Origin of the sequence: Chryseobacterium sp. MEBOG06 (assembly GCF_021869765.1) — a bacterium.
In the GTDB taxonomy this organism is placed as follows: domain Bacteria; phylum Bacteroidota; class Bacteroidia; order Flavobacteriales; family Weeksellaceae; genus Chryseobacterium.
Genome location: NZ_CP084580.1, coordinates 170925 through 192206, shown reverse-complemented (window position 1 = coordinate 192206; position 21282 = coordinate 170925). Strand labels below are relative to the sequence as shown.

13 protein-coding genes and 1 pseudogene are annotated in these 21282 nt (G+C 38.9%); 5 read left to right on the top strand and 9 right to left on the bottom strand.

Translation table 11 applies throughout. The annotated features are described in order from the left end of the window. Positions 1 to 189: 189 nt before the first annotated feature. The 5 genes and pseudogenes from LF887_RS00815 to LF887_RS00795 all read left to right on the top strand — a co-directional run bounded on the left by LF887_RS00815 (position 190) and on the right by LF887_RS00795 (position 6386). Positions 190 to 1733: pseudogene (locus tag LF887_RS00815) on the top strand (sensor histidine kinase). Between the two features lie 92 nt (positions 1734 to 1825). After that, positions 1826 to 2512 carry a response regulator transcription factor gene (locus LF887_RS00810; RefSeq protein ID WP_002982671.1) on the top strand — a complete coding sequence of 229 codons (687 nt, stop codon included), beginning with the start codon at positions 1826 to 1828 and terminating at the stop codon, positions 2510 to 2512. Positions 2513 to 2590: 78 nt separating this feature from the next. Continuing rightward, positions 2591 to 3238 (top strand): hypothetical protein, encoded by a 648-nt coding sequence (locus tag LF887_RS00805; RefSeq protein ID WP_236856943.1) that lies wholly within the window; start codon positions 2591 to 2593, stop codon positions 3236 to 3238. Positions 3239 to 3257: 19 nt separating this feature from the next. After that, the gene (locus LF887_RS00800; RefSeq protein WP_236856942.1) at positions 3258 to 3617 is read left to right on the top strand and encodes a hypothetical protein; all 360 of its coding nucleotides are present in this window, start codon (positions 3258 to 3260) and stop codon (positions 3615 to 3617) included. Positions 3618 to 3686: 69 nt separating this feature from the next. After that, a complete protein-coding gene (locus LF887_RS00795; protein WP_236856941.1) occupies positions 3687 to 6386 on the top strand; it encodes a TonB-dependent receptor domain-containing protein in 2700 nt (899 codons plus the stop codon). 135 nt (positions 6387 to 6521) lie between these two features. Here the strand turns inward: LF887_RS00795 and LF887_RS00790 are convergent, their stop codons facing one another. The 9 genes from LF887_RS00790 to LF887_RS00750 all read right to left on the bottom strand — a co-directional run bounded on the left by LF887_RS00790 (position 6522) and on the right by LF887_RS00750 (position 21188). Beyond that, complete coding sequence (locus LF887_RS00790; protein WP_236856940.1) at positions 6522 to 7019, bottom strand: phosphoheptose isomerase; 498 nt, start codon at positions 7017 to 7019, stop codon at positions 6522 to 6524. A 25-nt stretch (positions 7020 to 7044) separates the two neighbouring features. Beyond that, a complete protein-coding gene (locus LF887_RS00785; protein WP_236856939.1) occupies positions 7045 to 9327 on the bottom strand; it encodes a GH92 family glycosyl hydrolase in 2283 nt (760 codons plus the stop codon). Positions 9328 to 9343: 16 nt separating this feature from the next. Further along, positions 9344 to 10210 (bottom strand): ROK family protein, encoded by an 867-nt coding sequence (locus LF887_RS00780; RefSeq protein ID WP_236856938.1) that lies wholly within the window; start codon positions 10208 to 10210, stop codon positions 9344 to 9346. Positions 10211 to 10332: 122 nt separating this feature from the next. Beyond that, positions 10333 to 12735, bottom strand: a complete 2403-nt coding sequence (locus LF887_RS00775) for an endo-beta-N-acetylglucosaminidase H (protein WP_236856937.1) — start codon at positions 12733 to 12735, stop codon at positions 10333 to 10335. 58 nt (positions 12736 to 12793) lie between these two features. Continuing rightward, a complete protein-coding gene (locus LF887_RS00770) occupies positions 12794 to 14950 on the bottom strand; it encodes an endo-beta-N-acetylglucosaminidase H (RefSeq protein ID WP_236856936.1) in 2157 nt (718 codons plus the stop codon). Between the two features lie 111 nt (positions 14951 to 15061). After that, positions 15062 to 16489: a glycoside hydrolase family 125 protein gene (locus tag LF887_RS00765; protein WP_236856935.1), complete on the bottom strand. Its 1428-nt coding sequence runs from the start codon at positions 16487 to 16489 to the stop codon at positions 15062 to 15064. Positions 16490 to 16522: 33 nt separating this feature from the next. Beyond that, complete coding sequence (locus LF887_RS00760) at positions 16523 to 18754, bottom strand: GH92 family glycosyl hydrolase (RefSeq protein ID WP_236856934.1); 2232 nt, start codon at positions 18752 to 18754, stop codon at positions 16523 to 16525. 127 nt (positions 18755 to 18881) lie between these two features. Then, positions 18882 to 19853 (bottom strand): glycoside hydrolase family 130 protein, encoded by a 972-nt coding sequence (locus LF887_RS00755; RefSeq protein ID WP_236856933.1) that lies wholly within the window; start codon positions 19851 to 19853, stop codon positions 18882 to 18884. 30 nt (positions 19854 to 19883) lie between these two features. After that, positions 19884 to 21188 (bottom strand): MFS transporter, encoded by a 1305-nt coding sequence (locus LF887_RS00750; protein WP_236856932.1) that lies wholly within the window; start codon positions 21186 to 21188, stop codon positions 19884 to 19886. Positions 21189 to 21282: the final 94 nt, after the last annotated feature.

Sequence of the window (21282 nt, the reverse complement as noted above, 5' to 3'; positions counted from 1 at the left end):
TTTAATAAAGTTACCATTTTATTTATTGAAAGGACTTTTCATATGACAAGTAAAAGATAATTCATAAATAATTGTTAAAAAACACTCTTTTAAGAGAAAAAAAACATTTATTTGGCTCGTTTTTTGTTTATGTAGTCTTAAAACAATTAATTTTAACATTCATTTTTCCAAAACATATATAATTAACTAATGAATAACAAATTCATCCCAATAATTTCGGTGTTTATGACGATCTCACTGATTGTCTTTGTGACGCTCCAATTTTATTGGTTGAAAGGCTATTACGGTGTCCTCGAGCAGGATTTTTCAAACAAAGTGTATGCTGTTTTGGAAAGTACGTCAAAAAGTGTTGAAGAGATTGAGGCCGATAAATATTTGAATAAGGATATTAAAGATTTCAGAAAAAATATTATTGCCAACAGCAAGCAGCCTTCATTAACGACTATTCAACAGGTAGAAGACTCCGGAACCCAGCGACAGATTATCTATTCTAAAAATATCATATCCAATACACAGCTTCCGATCTCTAAAAAAGGAGATTCTGTGAAGCTTACCACGTTGTATACCGATGAAGCCGCCTATAAAATAAAAAGAGATACCACGAACCGCGAACTTCTCACCACCGATATCAATCAGGATATTGAAACGGGTGATTATTCTATGAAAGAGTTTGTAAAGGTCTATGGTAAAAATCTTCCTATTACGAAAAGAGTAGATTCCCAAACCCTTGATTCCGTAATCACGAAGGAACTGAGAATAAGAGGAATCACTGCAAAGTTCGGATATGGAGTGCTTGATAAGAACAGTAAACTTACCAGCATTGCCAATAAAGCCTACAAAGAAAAAAAGACAGCAACACGTACAGCTACCCTCTTTTTACAGATAAAAAGAATACATTATACAGCCTAGCATTGGTTTTCCCGAAGAAAGAATATTCCCTCGCGATGAACAACTGGCCGATGCTTTTAGGGACCTTTCTTTCACTTCTTACCATTTTGGGTATTTATATCATCTCCATCAACTATATGATGAGACAGAAGAAGCTTGCTGAAGTGAAAACGGACTTCATCAACAATATGTCTCACGAATTCAAAACTCCTCTAGCCACTATTTCAGTAGCCACAGATTCTTTGGCCAATGATAAGATTGCGACCAATCCGGATAAGGTGAAATATTATTCAGAACTGATCAAACAGGAGAACCTAAGGATGAAGAAGCAGGTGGAGAATGTACTTAATATGTCTAAGCTTGAGAGAAATGAAGTTGAACTGTTCTTAAAAGAAACCAACGTAAGAGAACTGATCAAAAGAACAACAGAATCTTTCAATCTTATCGTGGAACAGAGAAAGGGATCGCTTACTCAAAAATTCAATGCGACTCATTATAATTTCAAGATTGATGAATTCCATATCTCAAATATGCTGGTTAACCTGCTGGATAATGCCAATAAATATTCTCCTGATGCACCGGAAATTCATGTAGAGACAAGAAATGAGGAACAATGGTATGTTATCGAAATTTCAGACAAAGGGATGGGAATGGATACTCAGAATAAGACTAAAATTTTCGAAAAATTCTTCAGAGAAGAAACCGGAAATATTCACAATGTAAAAGGACAGGGATTAGGCCTTTCCTACGTAAAGAAAATTGTAGAACTGCACAAAGGACAGATTATAGTAGAATCCAATAAGGGAAATGGAAGTAAGTTTACGATAAAGCTTCCAATGAGCTAGAAACATCAATAAAAGTAAAACCAAATATCAAAATATAAGAAGATAGAGTGAGAATGTTCATTCTTAATTGTAATCATTAATTAGTAAAAGTTATGAGCAACAGAATATTATTAGTAGAGGACGATCAGAGTTTCGGGGCGGTGCTTAAAGATTATTTGACAATCAATAATTTTGAAGTAACTCTTGCCACTGATGGAGAGCAGGGACTTAAAGAATTCACAGAAAATGAATTTGACATCTGCATTTTTGACGTAATGATGCCTAAAAAAGATGGGTTTTCATTGGCTGAAGACGTAAAAAAGATTGACAAAAATACACCAATTATATTCCTTACCGCAAGAAATATGAGGGAGGATATTTTGAAAGGATATCAACTGGGTGCTGATGATTATATCACAAAGCCTTTTGATACTGAACTTCTTTTATACAAGATCAAAGCTATTCTTCAAAGAAGCTCGACACTGGAAAATGAAGAACAGGAACAGTTTAAGATCAGCAATATTTTCTTTGACTCTATGCTGAGACAACTGAAAGTAGGTGATAAAGAATATAAACTGTCTCCGAAGGAAAATGAGCTGCTAAAACTTCTTTGCATCCACAGAAACGACTTTATGCCAAGAGATCTTGCCTTGAGAAAGATCTGGAAAAAAGAAAATTACTTTACCGCTAGAAGTATGGACGTTTATATTGCTAAGCTTCGTAAATTATTAAAAGATGACGAAGGGTTGGAAATTATCAACGTTCACGGAGAAGGATTTAGACTTTTGGTAAAAAATTAAGCCAAAAATCAAATTATAAATATAAAATTAGCAAAACAATTGAAAATGTTTTGCTAATTTTGTTTCATACCAATGGATATGAAGAATACATTTATAGGTTTGATCACCGTATCACTATTAGCAACATCTTGTAAAAAGGATGAAAAAGCAACTTATTTAAAAGAAGAAGCAGGCGTTACACAGCCTAATATAGCTTCAAACAGCACTTCTAAAACAGCATTAATGGAACAGGCCGGAATTCAGACAAATTCCAATCCGGCTCCTATGGCTACTGCACCGGGAATGAATCCTCCACACGGGCAGCCCGGCCACCGATGCGATATTCCAGTAGGACAGCCTCTAAACAGCCAGCCGGCTAATGCCACTCCAGCTGCTCAAAACATCAATGTAGGAGGAGGAACCAATACCATTCAGATTGATCCCAACTCAGTATCACCTGGTAAAATTGCCATTGATAACAACGGAAAACCGGTAAAAACAGCTCCGGGAATGAATCCTCCGCATGGACAGCCGGGACACCGATGTGATATTCCGGTAGGCCAGCCTTTAAACAGTAAACCCGCTCCGGCTCCACAGCCTGTCCAGAATGTGGTACAAACCACTCCAACTCCTTCCCCGGCACCCGCTGCTCAAAATCTTGCAATGGGTGAAAAACCAAAAGCTAACCCTGCACACGGAGAGCCTTGGCACAACTGCTCGGTAAAAGTTGGTGATCCTTTGCCATAAATTTCTTATTTTTGCACATATGAAGTTGTTTCACATACTTGCAATCGTGTTTTGCTTAGGGATTTTCTTGATTCCTAAGGATAGCTTCTATGCGCAAGGGATGCAGGAAACATGCTGTAAAGCAGAGTCTAAAAAGAGTGACTGCTGTAAAAATCATTCTTCCAAAAAAGACAACAGACATGATCAAAAAAAATCATGTAATGACGACTGCTGTTCATCATGTGTTGCCTGTTATACTTTTATTGAGACTCCGTTTTCAAAAAATCTACATCTGGAACTATCTTATTACAAAGCGAATAAGAATCCCCAGTTCCATTATTCAGATCCTTATCTTTCAGACCGTTTAAAGGAAATCTGGCAACCGCCTAAAATAGGTTAATTAAAACATTGTGAGTTCATTATAATGCTTAATGAACCATTTTTTAATTAATCTAAACTTTTAAACAAAATGAAATTACATATTTCCAGGTTGATACTTGGTGCATTATTCCTATTTACACAATTTATCTCTGCTCAAACACTTTCAAAAAACCAGTTCAAGGTAAAAGGGAACTGTGAAATGTGCAAAACAAGAATTGAAAGTGCCGCAAAAAATGCAGGCGCAAAAACAGCAGTTTACTCTATTGATCTTCAGACGTTAACCATAGAAACGGATAAGGTTTCTACTGATGATATTTTGAAGAAAGTAGCTGAAGCCGGGCATGATAATGAAAAATTTAAAGCCTCTGATAAAACCTATGAAGGTCTTCCGGGATGCTGCCATTACAATAGAGACCTACAAGAGTCTGCTCAGACAGAAACTCACCACCATGAGCATCAAATGAATGCGAAAAAAGAGAATGAGTTCTATGTAAGAGGAAACTGTGCTTCATGCAAAGCCAGAATAGAAAAGGCAGCAAAAGGAGCTGGTGCAGATGCAGCAGAATGGAATGCAGAGAAACAAACTGTTGTGTTGAATTTTGACCCGTCAAAAACTTCATCAGATAAAATTTTACGAGCTATCGCTGATGCAGGACACGACAATGAAAAATACAAAGCCTCTGACGCAGTGTATAACGGACTTCCGGGATGTTGCCTGTACGACAGAGACTTTACTTTTGGAGAAGCTAATCCAAAGGTTCATTATGAGGAAGGAACGCAACATGAAGACCACAAAGAGCATCAGACACTATCAGCTAAAGAAGATCACAAAAAGAATGAAAAAAGCATTGATGGTGTAGTAGTGACAGGTTCTAAAGCGGCAACAGCTTTAAGCAAGAAAGAAGCAGGACTTGTTTTTAATATTGATAAAAAAGAACTGCTAAAAGCGGCTTGTTGTAACCTTTCTGAAAGTTTTGAAACAAATGCAACAGTAGATGTTTCTTTCAGTAACGCTGTTACAGGGACTAAGCAGTTAAAAATGCTTGGTTTAGATCAAAAATACACGAGTTTAACCAAGGAACAGCTTCCTGAAATCAGAGGACTGGCTTCTGCATATGGTTTAAACTTTATTCCTGGAAGATGGATTGAAAGTATTCAGCTGACAAAGGGAGGAAGTACGGTAACGAATGGTTATGAAAGTATTACAGGACAGATTAACACGGAGCTTTTGAAAAATGCAAAAGAACCTGAGACTTCTCTGAACCTTTTTTCTGATTTTAACGGAAGAGCAGAAATCAATATTACCAACGTTGCCCCCATCAATGATAAATGGTCTCATACTTTTCTGCTGCACGGGAACGGAACTTTCGGTAATACGGATATGAATCATGATGGTTTTCTGGACAGACCGAAAGGAACCCAGATCAATGCAGCATATTTACTTAATTATAATGATCTTGAAAAATCAGGGTTCGGATCTCACTTTGGAATAAATTTTATCAGAGATGAAAGAACTGCGGGGCAGGTTGATTTTAATAAAAAACTGCCTCAGGATGATCAGACCGCTTATGGTGTAGGGATTGATATTTCAAGATTCCAGGTTTGGAATAAAACAGGCTATGTTTTTAAAGGAAAACCTTACCAGAGTATCGGATGGATGAACCAGTATGTCTACCACCAGCAGGACAGCTTTTTCGGATGGAGAAATTATGCGGGACAACAGCATACTTATTATTCCAATTTAATATTCGAAAGCATCATCGGAAATACCAACAACAAGTATAAAGTTGGTGCAAGTTTTTTATATGATGGTTATAAGGAAACTTATTTAACGGATGATCTGAGAAGGAATGAAATTGTGCCGGGTATTTTTGCGGAATATACTTTAACAGGGTTAAAATACACCTTGGTAGCAGGTTCCAGAGTAGATTTCCATAATCTGGCAGGAACTCAGTTTACACCGAGAGTTAATTTTAAATATGACTTCACACCTCAGACGATTTTAAGACTATCTGCGGGAAGAGGATTCAGAACGGCGAATGTATTTGCAGAAAGCCAGCAGTATTTTGCTTCCAACAGAACGATTACTATTTTACCGAACAATGGAAACATCTATGGATTAAAGCCAGAAATCGCATGGAACTACGGTGCAAGTTTACAGCAGGAATTTAAGCTGTTTGGAAGAAAATCCAGTATTATTGCAGACTTCTTCAGAACAGATTTCCAGGATCAGGTTTTAGTGGATCTGGACAAATCTCCACAACAGTTGACTTTTTACAATCTTGAAGGAAAATCATTTGCCAATTCATTTCAGACGCAATGGGATTTTATGCCTGTGAAAAACCTTGAAGTAAGGTTAGCTTATAAATATTATGATGTACAGGCTGATTATATCGGTGGAAGGAGAGAAGTTCCTTTCATGGCCAAGCACAGAGGTTTCGTTAATCTAGCCTATTCAACCAATAAAAATGATAAAGGCGGATTCTGGAGTTTTGATACTACTTTAAACTGGGTGGGCAAGCAAAGACTTCCTGATACGTCAAGCAACCCTCAGGAGTTTCAGCTTCCGGCATATTCTGAATCTTATGCCATTCTGAATGCACAGATCTCAAGAAACTTCAACAAAAAGATCAGAGCTTATCTGGGTGGAGAAAACCTGACTTCTTACTATCAGAAGAATGCGATTGTAGATTTTAAAAGACCTTTCAGCAATTATTTTGATGGCGGAATGGTATATGCTCCGATTATGAAAGCGAATTTCTATGTGGGTCTTGATGTGACTTTTTAAAAGATAAAAAACGGAAAATTTATATTATCTTTTTCGTTTTAAAGAGTTAGGCCTTATAGGTTTAGAAATATTCTTATTTTAAGCTTGTTTCTGAATACAAAAAAGCAGTATCAACATTGATACTGCTTTTTATTTTTATCTTCCAAAGTCATCCTGTACTCTTACGATATCATCTTCATCCGAAGGGTTAGACGCATCGGTGTGCTGCCAGATCTCTGCTACAATTCCCCACCCTGCAAGACCTATTAATCTGTGTCTTTCTCCTTGCTGAAGTTTCACCTGATCTTTCGGCTTATATTCTCCAACTTCGCCTTCTTCATCTGTATTGCTTCTTTTGATCCCTACAGTTCCTTCCACTACCTGCCAGATTTCTGCTCTTCTGTGGTGATACTGCCAGCTTAATCTTGCTTCCGGAGCTACGATAAGAATTTTCGGACTCAACTTCCCTCCTATTCTCAGATTCTCCACATCAATCCCATCAAAATATTGGTTGGCAAAATCCTGTGCCTGGTTTTCATCAATCACAAAAAAACCACCCCACGGTCTTGTATCATCTTTAGATGCGATTGTAAAACCCTGCTCCTGCAGCCTATTTTCAATTCTGTCGAATATTTCTTTCTTTTCTGTACTCATACAGTTTTGTATTTCTAAATTAAAATTATTTACTTGTTTCTTCTTTTGACATTGAATAAGGAAAATCTTTTTCCTGTGATCCTCTTTCTTTATTGGGCTTGTTATCCATTTTAAAATCCAGAACAGCTCCCTTAATCAGTTCTTTATGGCTAACCCAATTTTTGGAATAAGGCTGTTGGTTTACATTCAATGATTTTACATACAAATTGTCAGCATTATTTTCCGCAGCTTTTATTTCAATTTTCTTACCATTTTCAAGATGAATGGTAGCTTCTTTAAATAATGGCGCTCCTAATACATACTGATCCGTTGCCGGCGTTACCGGATAAAAGCCTAGTGCAGAGAAAATATACCACGCGGAAGTCTGCCCGTTATCTTCATCTCCACAATAACCGTCCGGAGTAGCATGATACAGTTTGTTCATTACTTCTCTTGCCCAGTATTGGGTTTTATAAGGAGCTCCTGCATAATTGTAAAGATAGATCATGTGTTGAATAGGCTGATTCCCGTGAGCATATTGTCCCATATTCATGATCTGCATTTCTCTGATCTCGTGGATCACTCCTCCGTAGTAACTGTCATCAAATACAGGAGGCAGTGAGAATACCTCATCCAGTTTTGCTTCAAATTTCTTTTCACCTCCCATCAGCTCTGCCAAACCGTTGATATCCTGGAACACTGACCATGTATAATGCCAGCTGTTTCCTTCTGTAAAGGCATCGCCCCATTTAAAAGGATTGAAAGGTTTCTGGAAATTACCGTCTTTATTTTTACCACGCATCAAGCCTGTTTCTCTATCGAACATATTTTTATAATTATACGCTCTTTTTTTGTAAATATCAATTTCTGAAGCCGGCTTCCCCAACGCTTTTCCCAATTGATAAATAGAGAAGTCATCGTAAGCATACTCTAATGTTCTGGCAGCATTCTCATTTATTTTTACATCATAAGGAACATAGCCCAGAGTATTGTAATATTCTACACCCTTACGGCCCACTGCTGTTATAGGGCCTTCATTATTGGCTCCATGTTTTACTGCCTGCCAAAGGGTTTCCACATCATATCCGCGAAGTCCTTTGATATAAGCGTCTGCGACTACTGATGCGGAATTGTTTCCAATCATAATATCAGAATATCCCGGGCTGCTCCATTCTGGTAAGAAACCTCCTTCTTTGTAAGCATTGGCCAGGCCTTCCTGCATTTCTACATTGATGCTTGGGTATACGAGGTTCAGGAAAGGATATAAAGCACGGAAAGTATCCCAAAAACCGGTTCCTGCAAACATTTTTCCGTCTGCAATCTTCCCGTTGTAGGGGCTCCAGTGTTTTACTCTGTTGTGAGCATCAATTTCGTATAGCTTTTGAGGGAAGAATAAAGTTCTGTACAGAGAGGAATAAAAGGTTCTCATCTGCTGATCTGTCCCTCCTTTTACTTCTATTTTCCCTAATGTTGTGTTCCAGATATTTCTGGCATCGGTTTTTACCTGTTCAAAATTTCTGTTTCCGATTTCTCTTTTAAGATTCAGCTCAGCTTGCTCAAAGCTGATAAATGAAGAGGCTACTTTTGCATAAACGGCTTCTTTATTTTTAAGCTTAAAACCTACCACAGCTCCTGTATGGTCGCTTGTAATTTCCAGCTGATCATTGATCAATTTATCATCCTTCCAGGTTTTGGTCAACTCGAAATCTTTATCAAACTGAACGATGAAGTAGTTTTTAAAGTTTTCGTATTTCCCTGTGGAATATCTTGTTGTATACCCCAGAATTTTTCTTTCTTTAGGTAAAATCTTAATGTAGGATCCTTTATTCAGGGCATCAATCACCACGTAGGCACTATCCGTTTTCGGAAAGTCGAATTTGAAAAAAGAAGCTCTTTCTGTAGGAGTGAATTCAGTGGTAACATTGATATCTGCCAGATAAACGCTATAGAAATAAGGGGTTGAAACCTCAGCTTTATGGCTGAACCAGCTCGCTCTGTCTTCTTCTTTAAATTTTAATTTCCCTACTCCCGGCATAATGGCAAATGCACCATAATCGTTCATCCAAGGGGAAGGCTGGTGGGTCTGCTTAAACCCTTTTATTTTATCTGCATCATAGGAATAAGCCCATCCGTCACCCATTTTACCGGTTTGCGGAGTCCAGATATTCATTCCCCAGGGAAGCCCAACTGCCGGATAGGTATTTCCGTTGGATAATGAGGGTTTGGACTGGGTTCCCATCAAAGGGTTCACATAATCTACGGGAGATACATTCTGACCGAAGGCCCAGGCCTGTAATAAAAGTAAGCAGGTAGAAAATATAAACTTCATTGTTTCGTTTCGTTTGTTAATTTATAAAAGCTTTTTTTAATGCATAGCTGGCCGCTCCCAGAATGGCGGCATCTTCAAATATGGCAGAAATTTTAACCTGCAAGTTAATATTATTCTTTGTTAAATTTTGAATAAATCTTGGCTCAAAATAAGGATAAGCTTTTGCAATATTACCGCCTATCACCAGAGCTTCGGGTTTATAATGATCAACATATTTTGTAATAAACTCAGAGAACGAATCTGCATATTCGTTGAATATCTGCATCTGTACTGCTTTTGGTTTATCCAATAAATCCTTGGTTCCTGAAATTTCCTCTCCGGTCAGTTCTTTATAACGACTCACAAACCAGCGTGTTGCCAGATAGTCTTCAGCGATGGATTCTTTAAAAGGAGAATCCCATAAATCTTCGTCTGTGGCAAATTCTCCATTGAAGAAAGTGGTTCCCAATCCTGTCCCGAGCGTTACTCCGAAAACGCTTTTGAAATGCTGTGCACAACCGCCAAATACTTCTCCTTCCATAAATGCCGCCGCATCATTCACAAAATGAATCTGATCCTCAGAAACAGCAAGTCTTTTTGCCAGTTCTTCTTTAATATTTACCTGATAGATATCGATGAATTTTCCTTGCTGCATCAGCGATATTCCGCTTTCATAATCGAAAGGTCCGGGCATTGCAATTCCTATTAAAAGATTCTTTTTTTCAAGATCATGGGCTGCTTTTTCAATGGCTGAAACCCAGGCAGAGAAGATAACCTCTTTACCATCAAAGGAATTAACATGCTCCCTTACATACGTTGAAGAAATTATCTCACGTTTTTCAGGATCAACCTGAGCCAGTGTGATGTGTGATCCTCCAATATCGATTCCTACTATATTCTGCATTATTTTATATTTTAAATTCAAGCTATTTTCTGTGACTGTAAAAACAGACCAACAGGAGTTCACTGCCTGTCCGTCTGTTTTGTATATCATCAGTCTTTATTAACGGTTTCGTGATCTGAGTTTTACTTCACAATAATCTTACCCGATGACACTGCTTTTTGATTGGCAGATGTGATTCTGTAAATATAAGTACCACTGATTAAATCCTGTGTATTCATCGTGTTATTATTTTGATTAATCGTTTGTTTTTTTACCAGTTTACCTGAAATATCATACAATAATACTTCAGCTGAAGAATAGATGGTGAAATGAATATCATTTCCTCTTTTCACCGGGTTCGGATAAGCACCATTGTTCTCTTTTCCTGATTCTATGTCTTTCACAGACAGAGAAGTCGTACAAGGTACATCTGTTGCCCAGTTGGCATCTGTCATATTAACCAAAGCTGCAAAATGAGTATTTGAAGTTGCATCCAGGGCTCCGTTACCACTTCCTTCATCCATTTTCCAGTTAGCTTCAAGATTTGGTGAATCAGGAGTTATATTACATTTATTATCAAGAATTTCCTGAGCAGTCAATGCTTTTTTCCATACTCTGAATTCATCCAGAGAACCATTGATGGTGCGTGAGTTATCATAATTTCTTCCCAGATAAAGAATCCCATTTGCTGTAAAGTTACCCGTAACAGGAGTACTTGCATCAAGATTACCGTTGACATAGATTTTCATGGCAGTTCCATCATAAGTTGCAGCAATATGATACCATGTATTCGTATTAAAGGCAGTATTGGTATTAAGTTTCACCTGAGCAGATCCAAAGCTTAAAATAAACTGAAGTTTGTTATTCACCAGGTTACCGTCTCCAAATCTAAGCATAGCCGAGTTGTTGTCTCCTACTTCAATACCCATTACAGATGAAATGTAAGGGAATCCTGATTTAAAGGCATTTACTTTTACCCAGCCTTCAAAAGTTACGGCATTTCCACTCAGGTTAAATTGTCCTGCATTAAGGTAATTGGTACTTCCGTTAAAGGAAAGAGATCTTGGGCCGGGGCTTGTAACAGGTACAAAACCACTATTGAACGCTCCTTCCCCTGAATAGGCACTTGTAGCTCCTCCGGTACAGGCAGCCTGTACTTTCCATACATAATTGGTATTCGGAGCCAGGTTTTGTAACGAGTAAGAGTTCGTGGTAATATTTGGAATTTCAGACCACGTTGTAGCGGCTGTCGTTTTGTATTGCAGAGTATAAGAAGACGCGGTTCCAGCATCCCATGACAATTGAGCGGAGTTTCCAAGATAACTTCCGGAAGTGAGCCCTGAAGGAGTGGTGCAACCATTTCCGGAGTTGAATCTTGGAGCAAAAATATAAGTGCTTGTTAATGTCGGTGAGCAGTTGGACTGTATTCTCCAGTCATAATCCGTATTCAGGGTAAGGTTATTCACAATAATACTATTTCCTGAATAATTGTTGGCTACATTAGTCCAAACCATTGAATTGGCTGGTTTATAATCAATATTATAAGATTGGGAAGCGTTGGAGATCCAATTCAGTTTAGCAGATGCTCCAGTCACATTGGAAACTTCCAACCCTAGTGGCGGATCACAAGCTTGTCCCTGAGACCATGAATAAAGCTGCCCGCTCAGGACTGTATTTTCATTGTAAAGGATATTGGAACCTGTGCTCAGGTAATTGGCAACGTTGGTTCCTCCTAAATCATACCACATAAAAACTCCGTAACCATCATTTTTTGTACTGGTAGCTAAGTTTGCCAAAGTAGTGGCTGACGTAGACCCTGAATTTGAATTTTGTATCCAGGTAGCAGCAGCTGAAATTTTGGTTTTATCTAGAGGGGGAACAACAGGTGCATTATAGGTACTATACATTGCATTCCATGTATAGTCGATATAATTTCCTGCCTGATCACCATTGTAACTTTGTCTTGTTGTTGCCGGGCCATAATAGTAGAATGTAATCAGCTTATCCGGCATTGCTGCTTTCAGTTCTTGTAAAAGCATTACAAAGGAGCTGTTATTAGCCTGACCTGTTCCATTATTGCCATAGCCTGCATATTCGTCATCCAGGTCTACCCCGTCCAATCCATAGGTATAGACGGTATTGGCAACCTGCAAAGCAAAATCTTTTGCTGCTTCACGGTTTGGAAAATTAGAAATTCCTGCCCCCTGGTGATTTCCCAAAAGATCTAATAATACTTTGATCCCTTTTTGCTGTAAAGGTTTCACATAGGTATTCACATCGTTCAGAACTTTAGTAACGTTGTTATTGTTTGAAATATAAGCTCTGCTTTTGGAAACATCATAATTAATATTAGCTGCAAAAATAATAGCTACATCAAAAAGCTGACGATTTGTATTCTGAAGTGTATAAGAACCTGCATTCAGCGGATTATTGTTGTTCACTTCCACATAGCATATTCCTAAAGGATTTAGCTGTTGTGCCTTAAGCAGCGGAGCCGACTGGAGCATCAGGGCCATTAAAGGGATAAAAAAGGATTTTTTTCTCATAGTATATTAATTTTATAGTAGAAAAAATCATTGGGACTACGCCCAATGACTTATTTTTTTATTTTACCATTAATTTTTCTGTTTGTTTCAGGCTTCCATCCTGAGATTCAAACCGAAGAATATAGTTTCCTGATGAAAGTCTGGTCAGTTCAAATGAATTATCACCCGCATTCAGTGCTCTTGTGTCTACTACTCTTCCATTAAAATCATAAACAGTCATTTTTCCTCTGCTATATTCATGTGGTACAGCAACTGTGAGGGATGAGGATTTACTTACCGGATTCGGATATAGCTTTATCTGATTCTTTACATTGATGTCTCCTGAATCGACAGTTTTCTGGCTTCCTGCATTTCTTGCCGATTTTAAAGTTCCGGTTGTACAAGGAAGATCTGTTCCCCAATTAGAAGCATCCACCCCGGTTAATGTTAAGGTTACTCCGTTTCCTGAAGTGTCCTGAACTGTAGAACCATTTCCTTCGTTAAATTTCCAGTACGCAGCAAGAGAGGAAGCCGGAACTGATACATTACAACTATTCTGGCTGATCTCCGCCTGACTTAATGCCCGTTTCCAGACTCTTACTTCATCTACTTTCCCATTGAAGTTTCTGGAAGTATTATACAGATATCCTACATTAAATGCTCCGTTGGAATTGATACTTCCTGTTTGTGCTTTGCTTGCGTCTAAAATACCATTGATATAAAGTTTCATCGCAGATCCATCGTAGGTTGCGGCAACGTGATACCATGTATTGGCATTCAAAGCTGTAGCTGAGGCCAGTTTTTGCTGTACATTGTTAATGCTTACCACAAACTGAAGTTTATTATTAGCCAGACCAGCATCTCCCAATCTTAAAAAGGCAGAATTACTGTCGCTGACCTCCGTTCCCATGATTGAAGAAATATAGGGAGATGCAGATTTAAAAGAAGAAGGTTTGATCCAGCCCTCAAAAGATAATGCCGAACCGCTAAGATTAATATTTCCGGCAGTGCCAGACTCGGTGCTTCCATCAAGAGCGAGTGCATAGGAGCCTGTAGGAGTTGTAGTCCCCAATCCGCTGTTAAATCTTGGAGCAAACATATAAGCACTTTTCACACTGCAGTTGGTTCTTATTCTCCAGTCATATTCCGTATTAGCGGTTAAACCTGAAACGGTTACTGAAGTAGAGTTTAGAGCTGATGCTGCATTTGTCCATGTTGTAGAGGAAGCCGGTTTATAATCGATATCATAAGTACTTGTTCCTACTGCCGACCAGTTTAGTTTTGTACTTGTTCCTGTAAGATTGCTTGTGTAGAGTCCGATTGGAGCATCACAATTTGTGCCCTGTGTCCACGATTGTAAAGTTCCGCTTAACACCGTTGGCTGTCCATATAACGTTTGTGTTCCCGCCGAAAGCTGTGTTGTCTCATTGGTTCCATGAAGATCATACCACATAAATACTCCATACCCGCCATTTTTTGTTTGTGTTGCCAAGCTTGTGGTTGTAGAATTGGAGGTATTTCCCATCCAAACGGCAGCTGGAGAAATCTGTGCTTTAGTGAGCGGAGGTACATTTGGGGCAGAGAACGTTCCATACGTCGCATTCCAGCTGTAATTGACATAATCTCCTACTCGGATTCCATTCCAGGAAAGTCTTGAAGCTGCGGGACCATAATAATAAAAAGATATTATTTTATCCGGCAACAGGGCTTTCAGTTCCTGTACTAGCATTACAAAAGAACTGTCATTAGGCTGCCCGGTCCCATTTTGCCCGTAATCGGAGTACTCATCATCAAAATCAATCCCATCCAAACCATAGGTATTCACTGTATTGGCAAGCTGTAATGCAAAGTCTCTTGCGGCTTCCCGGGTAGGAAAATTACAAATCCCCGCTCCCTGATGATTCCCTAAAATGGTTAGCACTACTTTCATTCCTTTTTGCTGGAGTGGTTTTATGTAGGTATCTGCATTGGTAAGAACCTTGGTTACATTATTATTTGAATAAAGATACGCTCTGCCTCGGCTGACATCATAATTGATATTGGCGGCAAAAATATTCACTACATTAAACAGATAGCTGTTCGATGTCTGCAGTTTGTACGCTCCTGCATTCAGAAGGTTGTTGTTATTCACTTCCACATAGCATATTCCTGTAGGATTAAGCTGTTGTGCGTTAATCAGAGAACCAGACTGAAGCATCATGGCAGTTAGTACAGTAAGGATGGATTTTTTTTTCATTGTATAATATTTTGGTGATGTTTTAGGTGTTAAAATTTCATACAGCAATCCCCTGACATTCTCCTTTTTGAAGAAAAATATCTCAAATAAACGGCGATATAAAAATGTTGACTATGTCAGCAGATCCGGATTTTCATTAAAGGTTTTCCATAATAGTTCTCCAAATAAGGTATTGGACCACGCAAACCATTCTCTGGTGAACTTTTTGTCATTGTCTTTATGGAAGGACTCATGCATAAAGCCTGTTCCGCCATGTGTCTTCTGCAAGGTATCTATGCACCATCTGATCTCACTCCTGTCTTTTGTAGTGAGCGCTTTCATAATGATACTCATTGGCCAGATCATATCAAGTCCAATATGCGGACCTCCTATCCCTTCTGCCAGCTTTCCTTTGAAAAAGAACGGGTTATTTTCTGACCACACAAATTTTCTTGTGTTCTGATAAACAGGGTCATCAGCTTTTACCGCGTCCAGATAAGGCAGTCCCAGCAAACTTGGACAGTTCGCATCATCCATCAGGTTATAGCTTCCGAAACCATTGACTTCAAAAGCATATATTTTTCCAAATTCAGGATGATTGTAAATTCCGTATTTTTTGATGGCTGCATCTACCTCATCAGCAAGGCTGTTGAGTTGCTGAGCCAATGTTTTTTCGTTTTTTATCTGGGAAACCATTTCAGCTGCCTGGCGTAAGCTTACCACTGCAAATAAATTGGAGGGAATCAGGAATCCATAGATTGTGGCATCATCACTTGGCCGGAACATAGAGCTGATCAATCCCACAGGTTTTGTCGGATAGCCATATCCTCCCATCGGAACTCCATCAGTAGCCCAGGCTGTTGTACGTTCAAATTTGTAAGGTCCCAGATCTTTTTTTCTCTGCTGTTCTGTGAAGGTCTGCAAAGTAAGTTTAATTCCCTGCAGCCAGTTGGCATCAAAAGGTTTTGTATCTCCTGTTGTTTTCCAGAAATGGTAGGCCAGGCGGATCGGATAGCACAATGAATCAATTTCCCATTTCCTTTCGTGGGTTCCCGGTTTCATATCCGTGTGGTCGTATTCCTGCCACTTACTTATCTTTTGATCATCATTATAAAATGCATTAGCATAAGGATCTTTCAGGATAAATGTTGTTTGCTTATGAATAACTCCTGAGATCAGTTTGTGAAGTTTCTCGTCTTTTTTGGAGAACTGCAGATAAGGAAAAACCTGCGCAGAACTGTCACGAAGCCACATCGCATCAATATCTCCAGTAATCACATAAGTATCCGGTATTCCATTATTTTCACTATAGAAAACAGTAGTATCCAATGTATTAGGAAAGCAGTTTTCAAAGAGCCAGCTTAGCTCTTTGTTTTTAACTTTCTTTTTAAAAGCTGCAATAGCACTTTCTACGGATTCACTGGCAAAATGTCTTTTGTCTTTTGGAACCCGGACAACTGGAAAATCCTCCAGGATCAGGTTTTTAGCAAAAACATTCTGAGTGAACAGCAGTCCGGCTCCTGCCAATGCACTTGTTTTAATAAAATTTCTCCTTTCCATTGATACTTTTGTTTCGTTTAATTTTTATTAGTCTTATTTCACAGGTTTACTTCCCATTACAAATCTCAGCTCTCCGCCGTTCATGATATCACTGTGGTTCAGTTCCCAGCTTTTGTATTCTTTTCCGTTCAGGAAGATTTTCTGTACATAGATGTTCTTGTCAGATACCTTATCTGCAATGACAGTGAACATTTTTCCGTTTTCCAATGTTAAAGAAGCTTTCGGAAATTGTGGGGCTCCGATGGCGTAAACAGGTTTCCCTGGTGTGACAGGATAGAATCCTAGCGATGAGAAAATATACCATGCTGACATCTGTCCGCAATCTTCGTTATTAACGATTCCGTCCGGCTTGGCTGCATACATATTGTCACGGATATATTTTACCATTTTTTGCGTTTTGTACGGGCTTCCCACATAGTTGTACAGATAAGGAACATGATGCCCCGGCTCGTCTCCGAATCCTAACGACCCGATGAATCCTGAAATATCTACATGCTGTTCTCCTTCCATATGCAATGCCTCTGTGAAGGTTTTATCCAGTTTTTCTTCAAAGCTTTTTTTTCCTCCGTACAGATTCATCATTTCATCAATCTGATGGGGAACAAAGAAATCATAGGCCCAGATATTTCCGGACACCCAGTGTGGCTGCAGTTTTTTCCAGTCGTTAAGGGCGAAATCTGCTAAGAATTTACCGTCTTTCTGTCTCGGCCAGAAGTGTTTATTTTCTTTATTGAAGCTATTCAGGAAGTTCATAGAGCGTTTTTTGTACACTTCAGATTCTTCTTTTTTGCCTAATTTTTCGGCTAACTGCTGAATACACCAGTCATCATATGCATATTCCAATGTTGCGGAAACTGAAGCTCCGTTCTCGGATGGGGTATACCCCAGCTTGATATAGTCATTAAGTCCTCCGCCACCATCACTACTGCTCATTTTATCTGTTAAAGAAGCATCTTTCATTGCCGCAAAGGCTTTTTCAGCATCAATACCGGGAACTCCTTTGGAAATAGCATCCCAGATTACTGAGGCGCTGTGATATCCCAGCATACAGAAATTATCATATCCGCATAGTTCCCAGATCGGCATATGATCTTTACGATCTGTATATCTACTGATCAGAGAATTGGCAAACTCTTTGGTGTGCTTCTGATCCATAATGGTAAGTAATGGATGCGTTGCCCTGAATCCGTCCCAGTAAGAATAGGTACTGTAGTTGGTGAACCATTTGGTATTCATATTTTCCTGAGCGGCTACATAATCACCATTGGCATCCATGTAAAGGTTAGGGGCAATGAAGGTATGGTAAACACCTGTGTAGAATATTTTTCTCTGGCTATCTGTTCCCCCAGTCACCTGGAATCTGCCGATAAGATCTCGCCAGGTTTGCCGTGCTGTTTCTCTGGCTTTTGCAAAATCTATATTTTTCGCTTCTGTATCAAAGTTTTCCTGTGCGTTTTCCGTGCTTACCGGAGATAGAGATACTTTTACTTCAATACTTTCGTTATCTTCTGTAGAAAACCTTACGAAAGCTTTAGCATCTTTAGCAAGAGCAATTTTTTCGTTATTTTTTGTTTTCCCTTCTGCATAAACTCCGTAAGATTTAAATGGCTTTGAAAATTCCATGACGAAGTAGGCAAATCTTTTTCCTCCCCAGCCGCCACTGTAGCAATATCCTTTTATTTTATTATTTCCTTCTATACTTACCAAAGTGTGATAAATATTTCCGAAGATTTTATTGGTAGGATCAATGATGATATTGGCTTCATCTGTTTTCGGGAAAGTATATTTATGAAATCCTACTCTTGGTGAGGCGGTCAATTCTGCTTTAATCCCGTAACTGTCAAGCATTACAGAATAATATCCCGGTGATGCCGTTTCTTTGTCATGAGTAAATTTTGAACGGTACCCTGTTTCCGGATTTTCTTCTGATCCGGGAACCATTTTTACCTGTCCTACCGTTGGCATTACCAGAATATCTCCAAGATCTGCCCATCCCGTTCCACTAAGGTGATTATGGCTGAATCCCATGATCGTTTTACTACTGTAGTGATATCCGGAGCACCAGTCCCAGTCGCCGCTTTTTGTATTCTGATCGGGGCTTAGCTGTATCATCCCAAATGGTGTAGTAGCCCCCGGAAATGTATGGCCATGTCCGCCTGTACCTATAAACGGGTCTACCCAGGATAAAACATCATTTTTATTTTGCTGAGCATTTGTTACCGAAATCAGAGTTGTAAAAAAGCAGATAAACAGGGATTTTTTCATGATAAAAGGTATCGAGGTTCTTTTTTATTTAAAAGTTGGTTTAAAAATATGAAAACCATAACAAAAATCCCAATAAACAGAGAGATTAAGCAGGTTTTCATATTTTTAAAACACTATGATCACATATTTAGATTGAATTCTTTTTCATAAAATCAATAATTTCTGAGATATACCCGAAGGCAATCGCTACTACAGTATCGGCTGCCCCATAATATACGGTTACTTTATCACCCTCCGTCAAGGCTGCGCAGGGGAAAACTACATTAGGAACATCCCCTGTCAGCTCATACAATTCAGCGGGAGCCAATAAGTAAGGTTTCGTTCTGTACAATACTTTTGTAGGATCTTCAAGGTCAAGCAAAGCAGCCCCCATTGAATATCTGAATCCTCTGCAGGTATTGATCACTCCATGATAGAAAAGCAGCCATCCTTCTTCTGTTTTGATAGGAACCGGCCCGCCGCCGATCTTGGTACACTGCCATGCACTGTCTTCAAAAGGTGTTACCTTCATCACACAACGGTGTTCTCCCCAGTACTTCATATCAGGGCTATAGCTGATATAGATATCCCCGAAAGGCGTATGTCCGTTATCACTAGGACGGCTCAGCATCGCATATTTACCATTAATTTTTTCCGGGAAAAGCACTCCGTTTCTGTTGAAAGGTAGAAATGCATTTTCACACTGAAAAAATTCTTTAAAATCAAATGTATACCCAATTCCGATGGTAGGTCCGTTATATCCGTTGCACCATGTAATCCAGTAGCGGTCTTCTATAAAAGTAACACGAGGATCATATTTATAGTCGGATTCAATCATATCGGTATTTCCTGCCTGCATTTCAATAGGATCATGATTGATCTCCCAATTAATTCCATCTGTACTGAAACCTGCGAAAATATTCATCTGCACCGCTTTGTTATCACAACGGAACACACCGGCAAATCCTTCTTCAAAAGGAATCACGGCACTGTTGAATATACTGTTGGATGTAGGTATCGCATATCTGTTAATGATCGGGTTTTCGGAAAACCTCCACATGATATCATTGCAATCTTCCGGGCGATCCTGCCAAGGGATCATTACTGATTGAGCTGTCATAAAGTATTTTTTACTTTTTATTTTAATTATTTACGAATTGATTGATTCTTTTTTCTGATTTTCTGAATAAGGGAAAGGAACTAATAAGGTCACCACAAATGCGGGGATCGTAGCAATCAGCACCCAGATAAAGAACACTTTGTATCCGATCCAGTCACTGATCATTCCACTGAACATTCCGGGAATCATTACCCCAAGATTCATAATTCCTGTTGCAAAGGCATAGTGCGCTGTTTTATGTTTTCCAGGTGCAATCTGCTGCATCATATAGAGCATCAGTCCTACAAAACCAAAACCATAACCGAAGTATTCTACTACCACCGCAATACCTACAGGCAGAAGATCAACAGGCTGATAATGGGCCAATAATGCATATACCACAAATGGAATATTGAATGCACAGCACAGCCATATCAAAGATTTCTTCAATCCTCTGGCCGAAATGAAATATCCAGCAAGAACAGATCCTAAGATAAATGCTGCTGAACCATAAGTACCATATACAAGTCCAATATCAGATGTAGATAGTCCTAATCCTCCTGAAGATCTTGGAGCTTTAAAAAACAAGGGAGCAATTTTGATGGCAAAACCCTCTGCAAAACGGTACAAAATAATAAACAGGACCGACCATAAAATATTCTTTTTAGTAAAAAATGAAGTGATGACCTCCAATAATTCTTTACGAATATTTCCAGCTGTTTTATCTTTTTTCTGATCTTCTTCTTTGTTCTCTTTAGGCAGAATCAGATAGTGGTAAATGGCTAATACAAAAAACAGTAATGCATAAATAATCATAATGATCATCCAGGCATGGGTTACTCCTTTCGTTTTTTCTAAAAAGCCTGCAAAATAGACTAATGCTCCACTACTGATAATCTTCGCCAGATTGTAAAACGCACCCTGCCATCCAATGTATTTTGCCTGTTCTTTATTGGTCAAAAAGCCAATATAAGTACCGTCTGCTACCACATCATGGGTAGCTCCGCAAAATGCCACCACAGCAAAAAGGGCAATACTGTATTTGAAAAAGTCGTTTAAAGGCAGACTTAATGCAATCAGTGCAAACAAAATTCCTATGGCAAACTGGGTAAAAACAACAAAGAATTTCTTGGTTTTATAGATCTCCAGAAAAGGACTCCAAAGGGGTTTTAACGTCCAGGAGAACAAAATAAGAGCGGTCCAGAATGTGATCTGCGAATCCGAAACCCCCATATCTTTATACATAATTCCTGAAACCGCATTAATGGTCACAAAGGGAACTCCCATTGCGAAATATAATGTGGATATCCAGAGAATAGGCTGAATCCGACGGGTTCCGGAGTTATTTTTTCCCATATTTAAAAATAAGATTCTAAAGAAAAAGAGAGCATCTCAAAAAGCTCATATCGGCTAATAAAACGAAACTATAAATTTTGGAGATTTTACGCTC

Coding starts and splice junctions, on each gene's coding strand:
- LF887_RS00795 (WP_236856941.1), top strand. CDS start 3,687: ATGAAATTACATATTTCCAGGTTGATACTTGGTGCATTATTCCTATTT.
- LF887_RS00755 (WP_236856933.1), bottom strand. CDS start 19,853: ATGACAGCTCAATCAGTAATGATCCCTTGGCAGGATCGCCCGGAAGAT.
- LF887_RS00750 (WP_236856932.1), bottom strand. CDS start 21,188: ATGGGAAAAAATAACTCCGGAACCCGTCGGATTCAGCCTATTCTCTGG.
- LF887_RS00780 (WP_236856938.1), bottom strand. CDS start 10,210: ATGCAGAATATAGTAGGAATCGATATTGGAGGATCACACATCACACTG.
- LF887_RS00805 (WP_236856943.1), top strand. CDS start 2,591: ATGAAGAATACATTTATAGGTTTGATCACCGTATCACTATTAGCAACA.
- LF887_RS00810 (WP_002982671.1), top strand. CDS start 1,826: ATGAGCAACAGAATATTATTAGTAGAGGACGATCAGAGTTTCGGGGCG.
- LF887_RS00775 (WP_236856937.1), bottom strand. CDS start 12,735: ATGAGAAAAAAATCCTTTTTTATCCCTTTAATGGCCCTGATGCTCCAG.
- LF887_RS00800 (WP_236856942.1), top strand. CDS start 3,258: ATGAAGTTGTTTCACATACTTGCAATCGTGTTTTGCTTAGGGATTTTC.
- LF887_RS00785 (WP_236856939.1), bottom strand. CDS start 9,327: ATGAAGTTTATATTTTCTACCTGCTTACTTTTATTACAGGCCTGGGCC.
- LF887_RS00790 (WP_236856940.1), bottom strand. CDS start 7,019: ATGAGTACAGAAAAGAAAGAAATATTCGACAGAATTGAAAATAGGCTG.
- LF887_RS00770 (WP_236856936.1), bottom strand. CDS start 14,950: ATGAAAAAAAAATCCATCCTTACTGTACTAACTGCCATGATGCTTCAG.
- LF887_RS00760 (WP_236856934.1), bottom strand. CDS start 18,754: ATGAAAAAATCCCTGTTTATCTGCTTTTTTACAACTCTGATTTCGGTA.
- LF887_RS00765 (WP_236856935.1), bottom strand. CDS start 16,489: ATGGAAAGGAGAAATTTTATTAAAACAAGTGCATTGGCAGGAGCCGGA.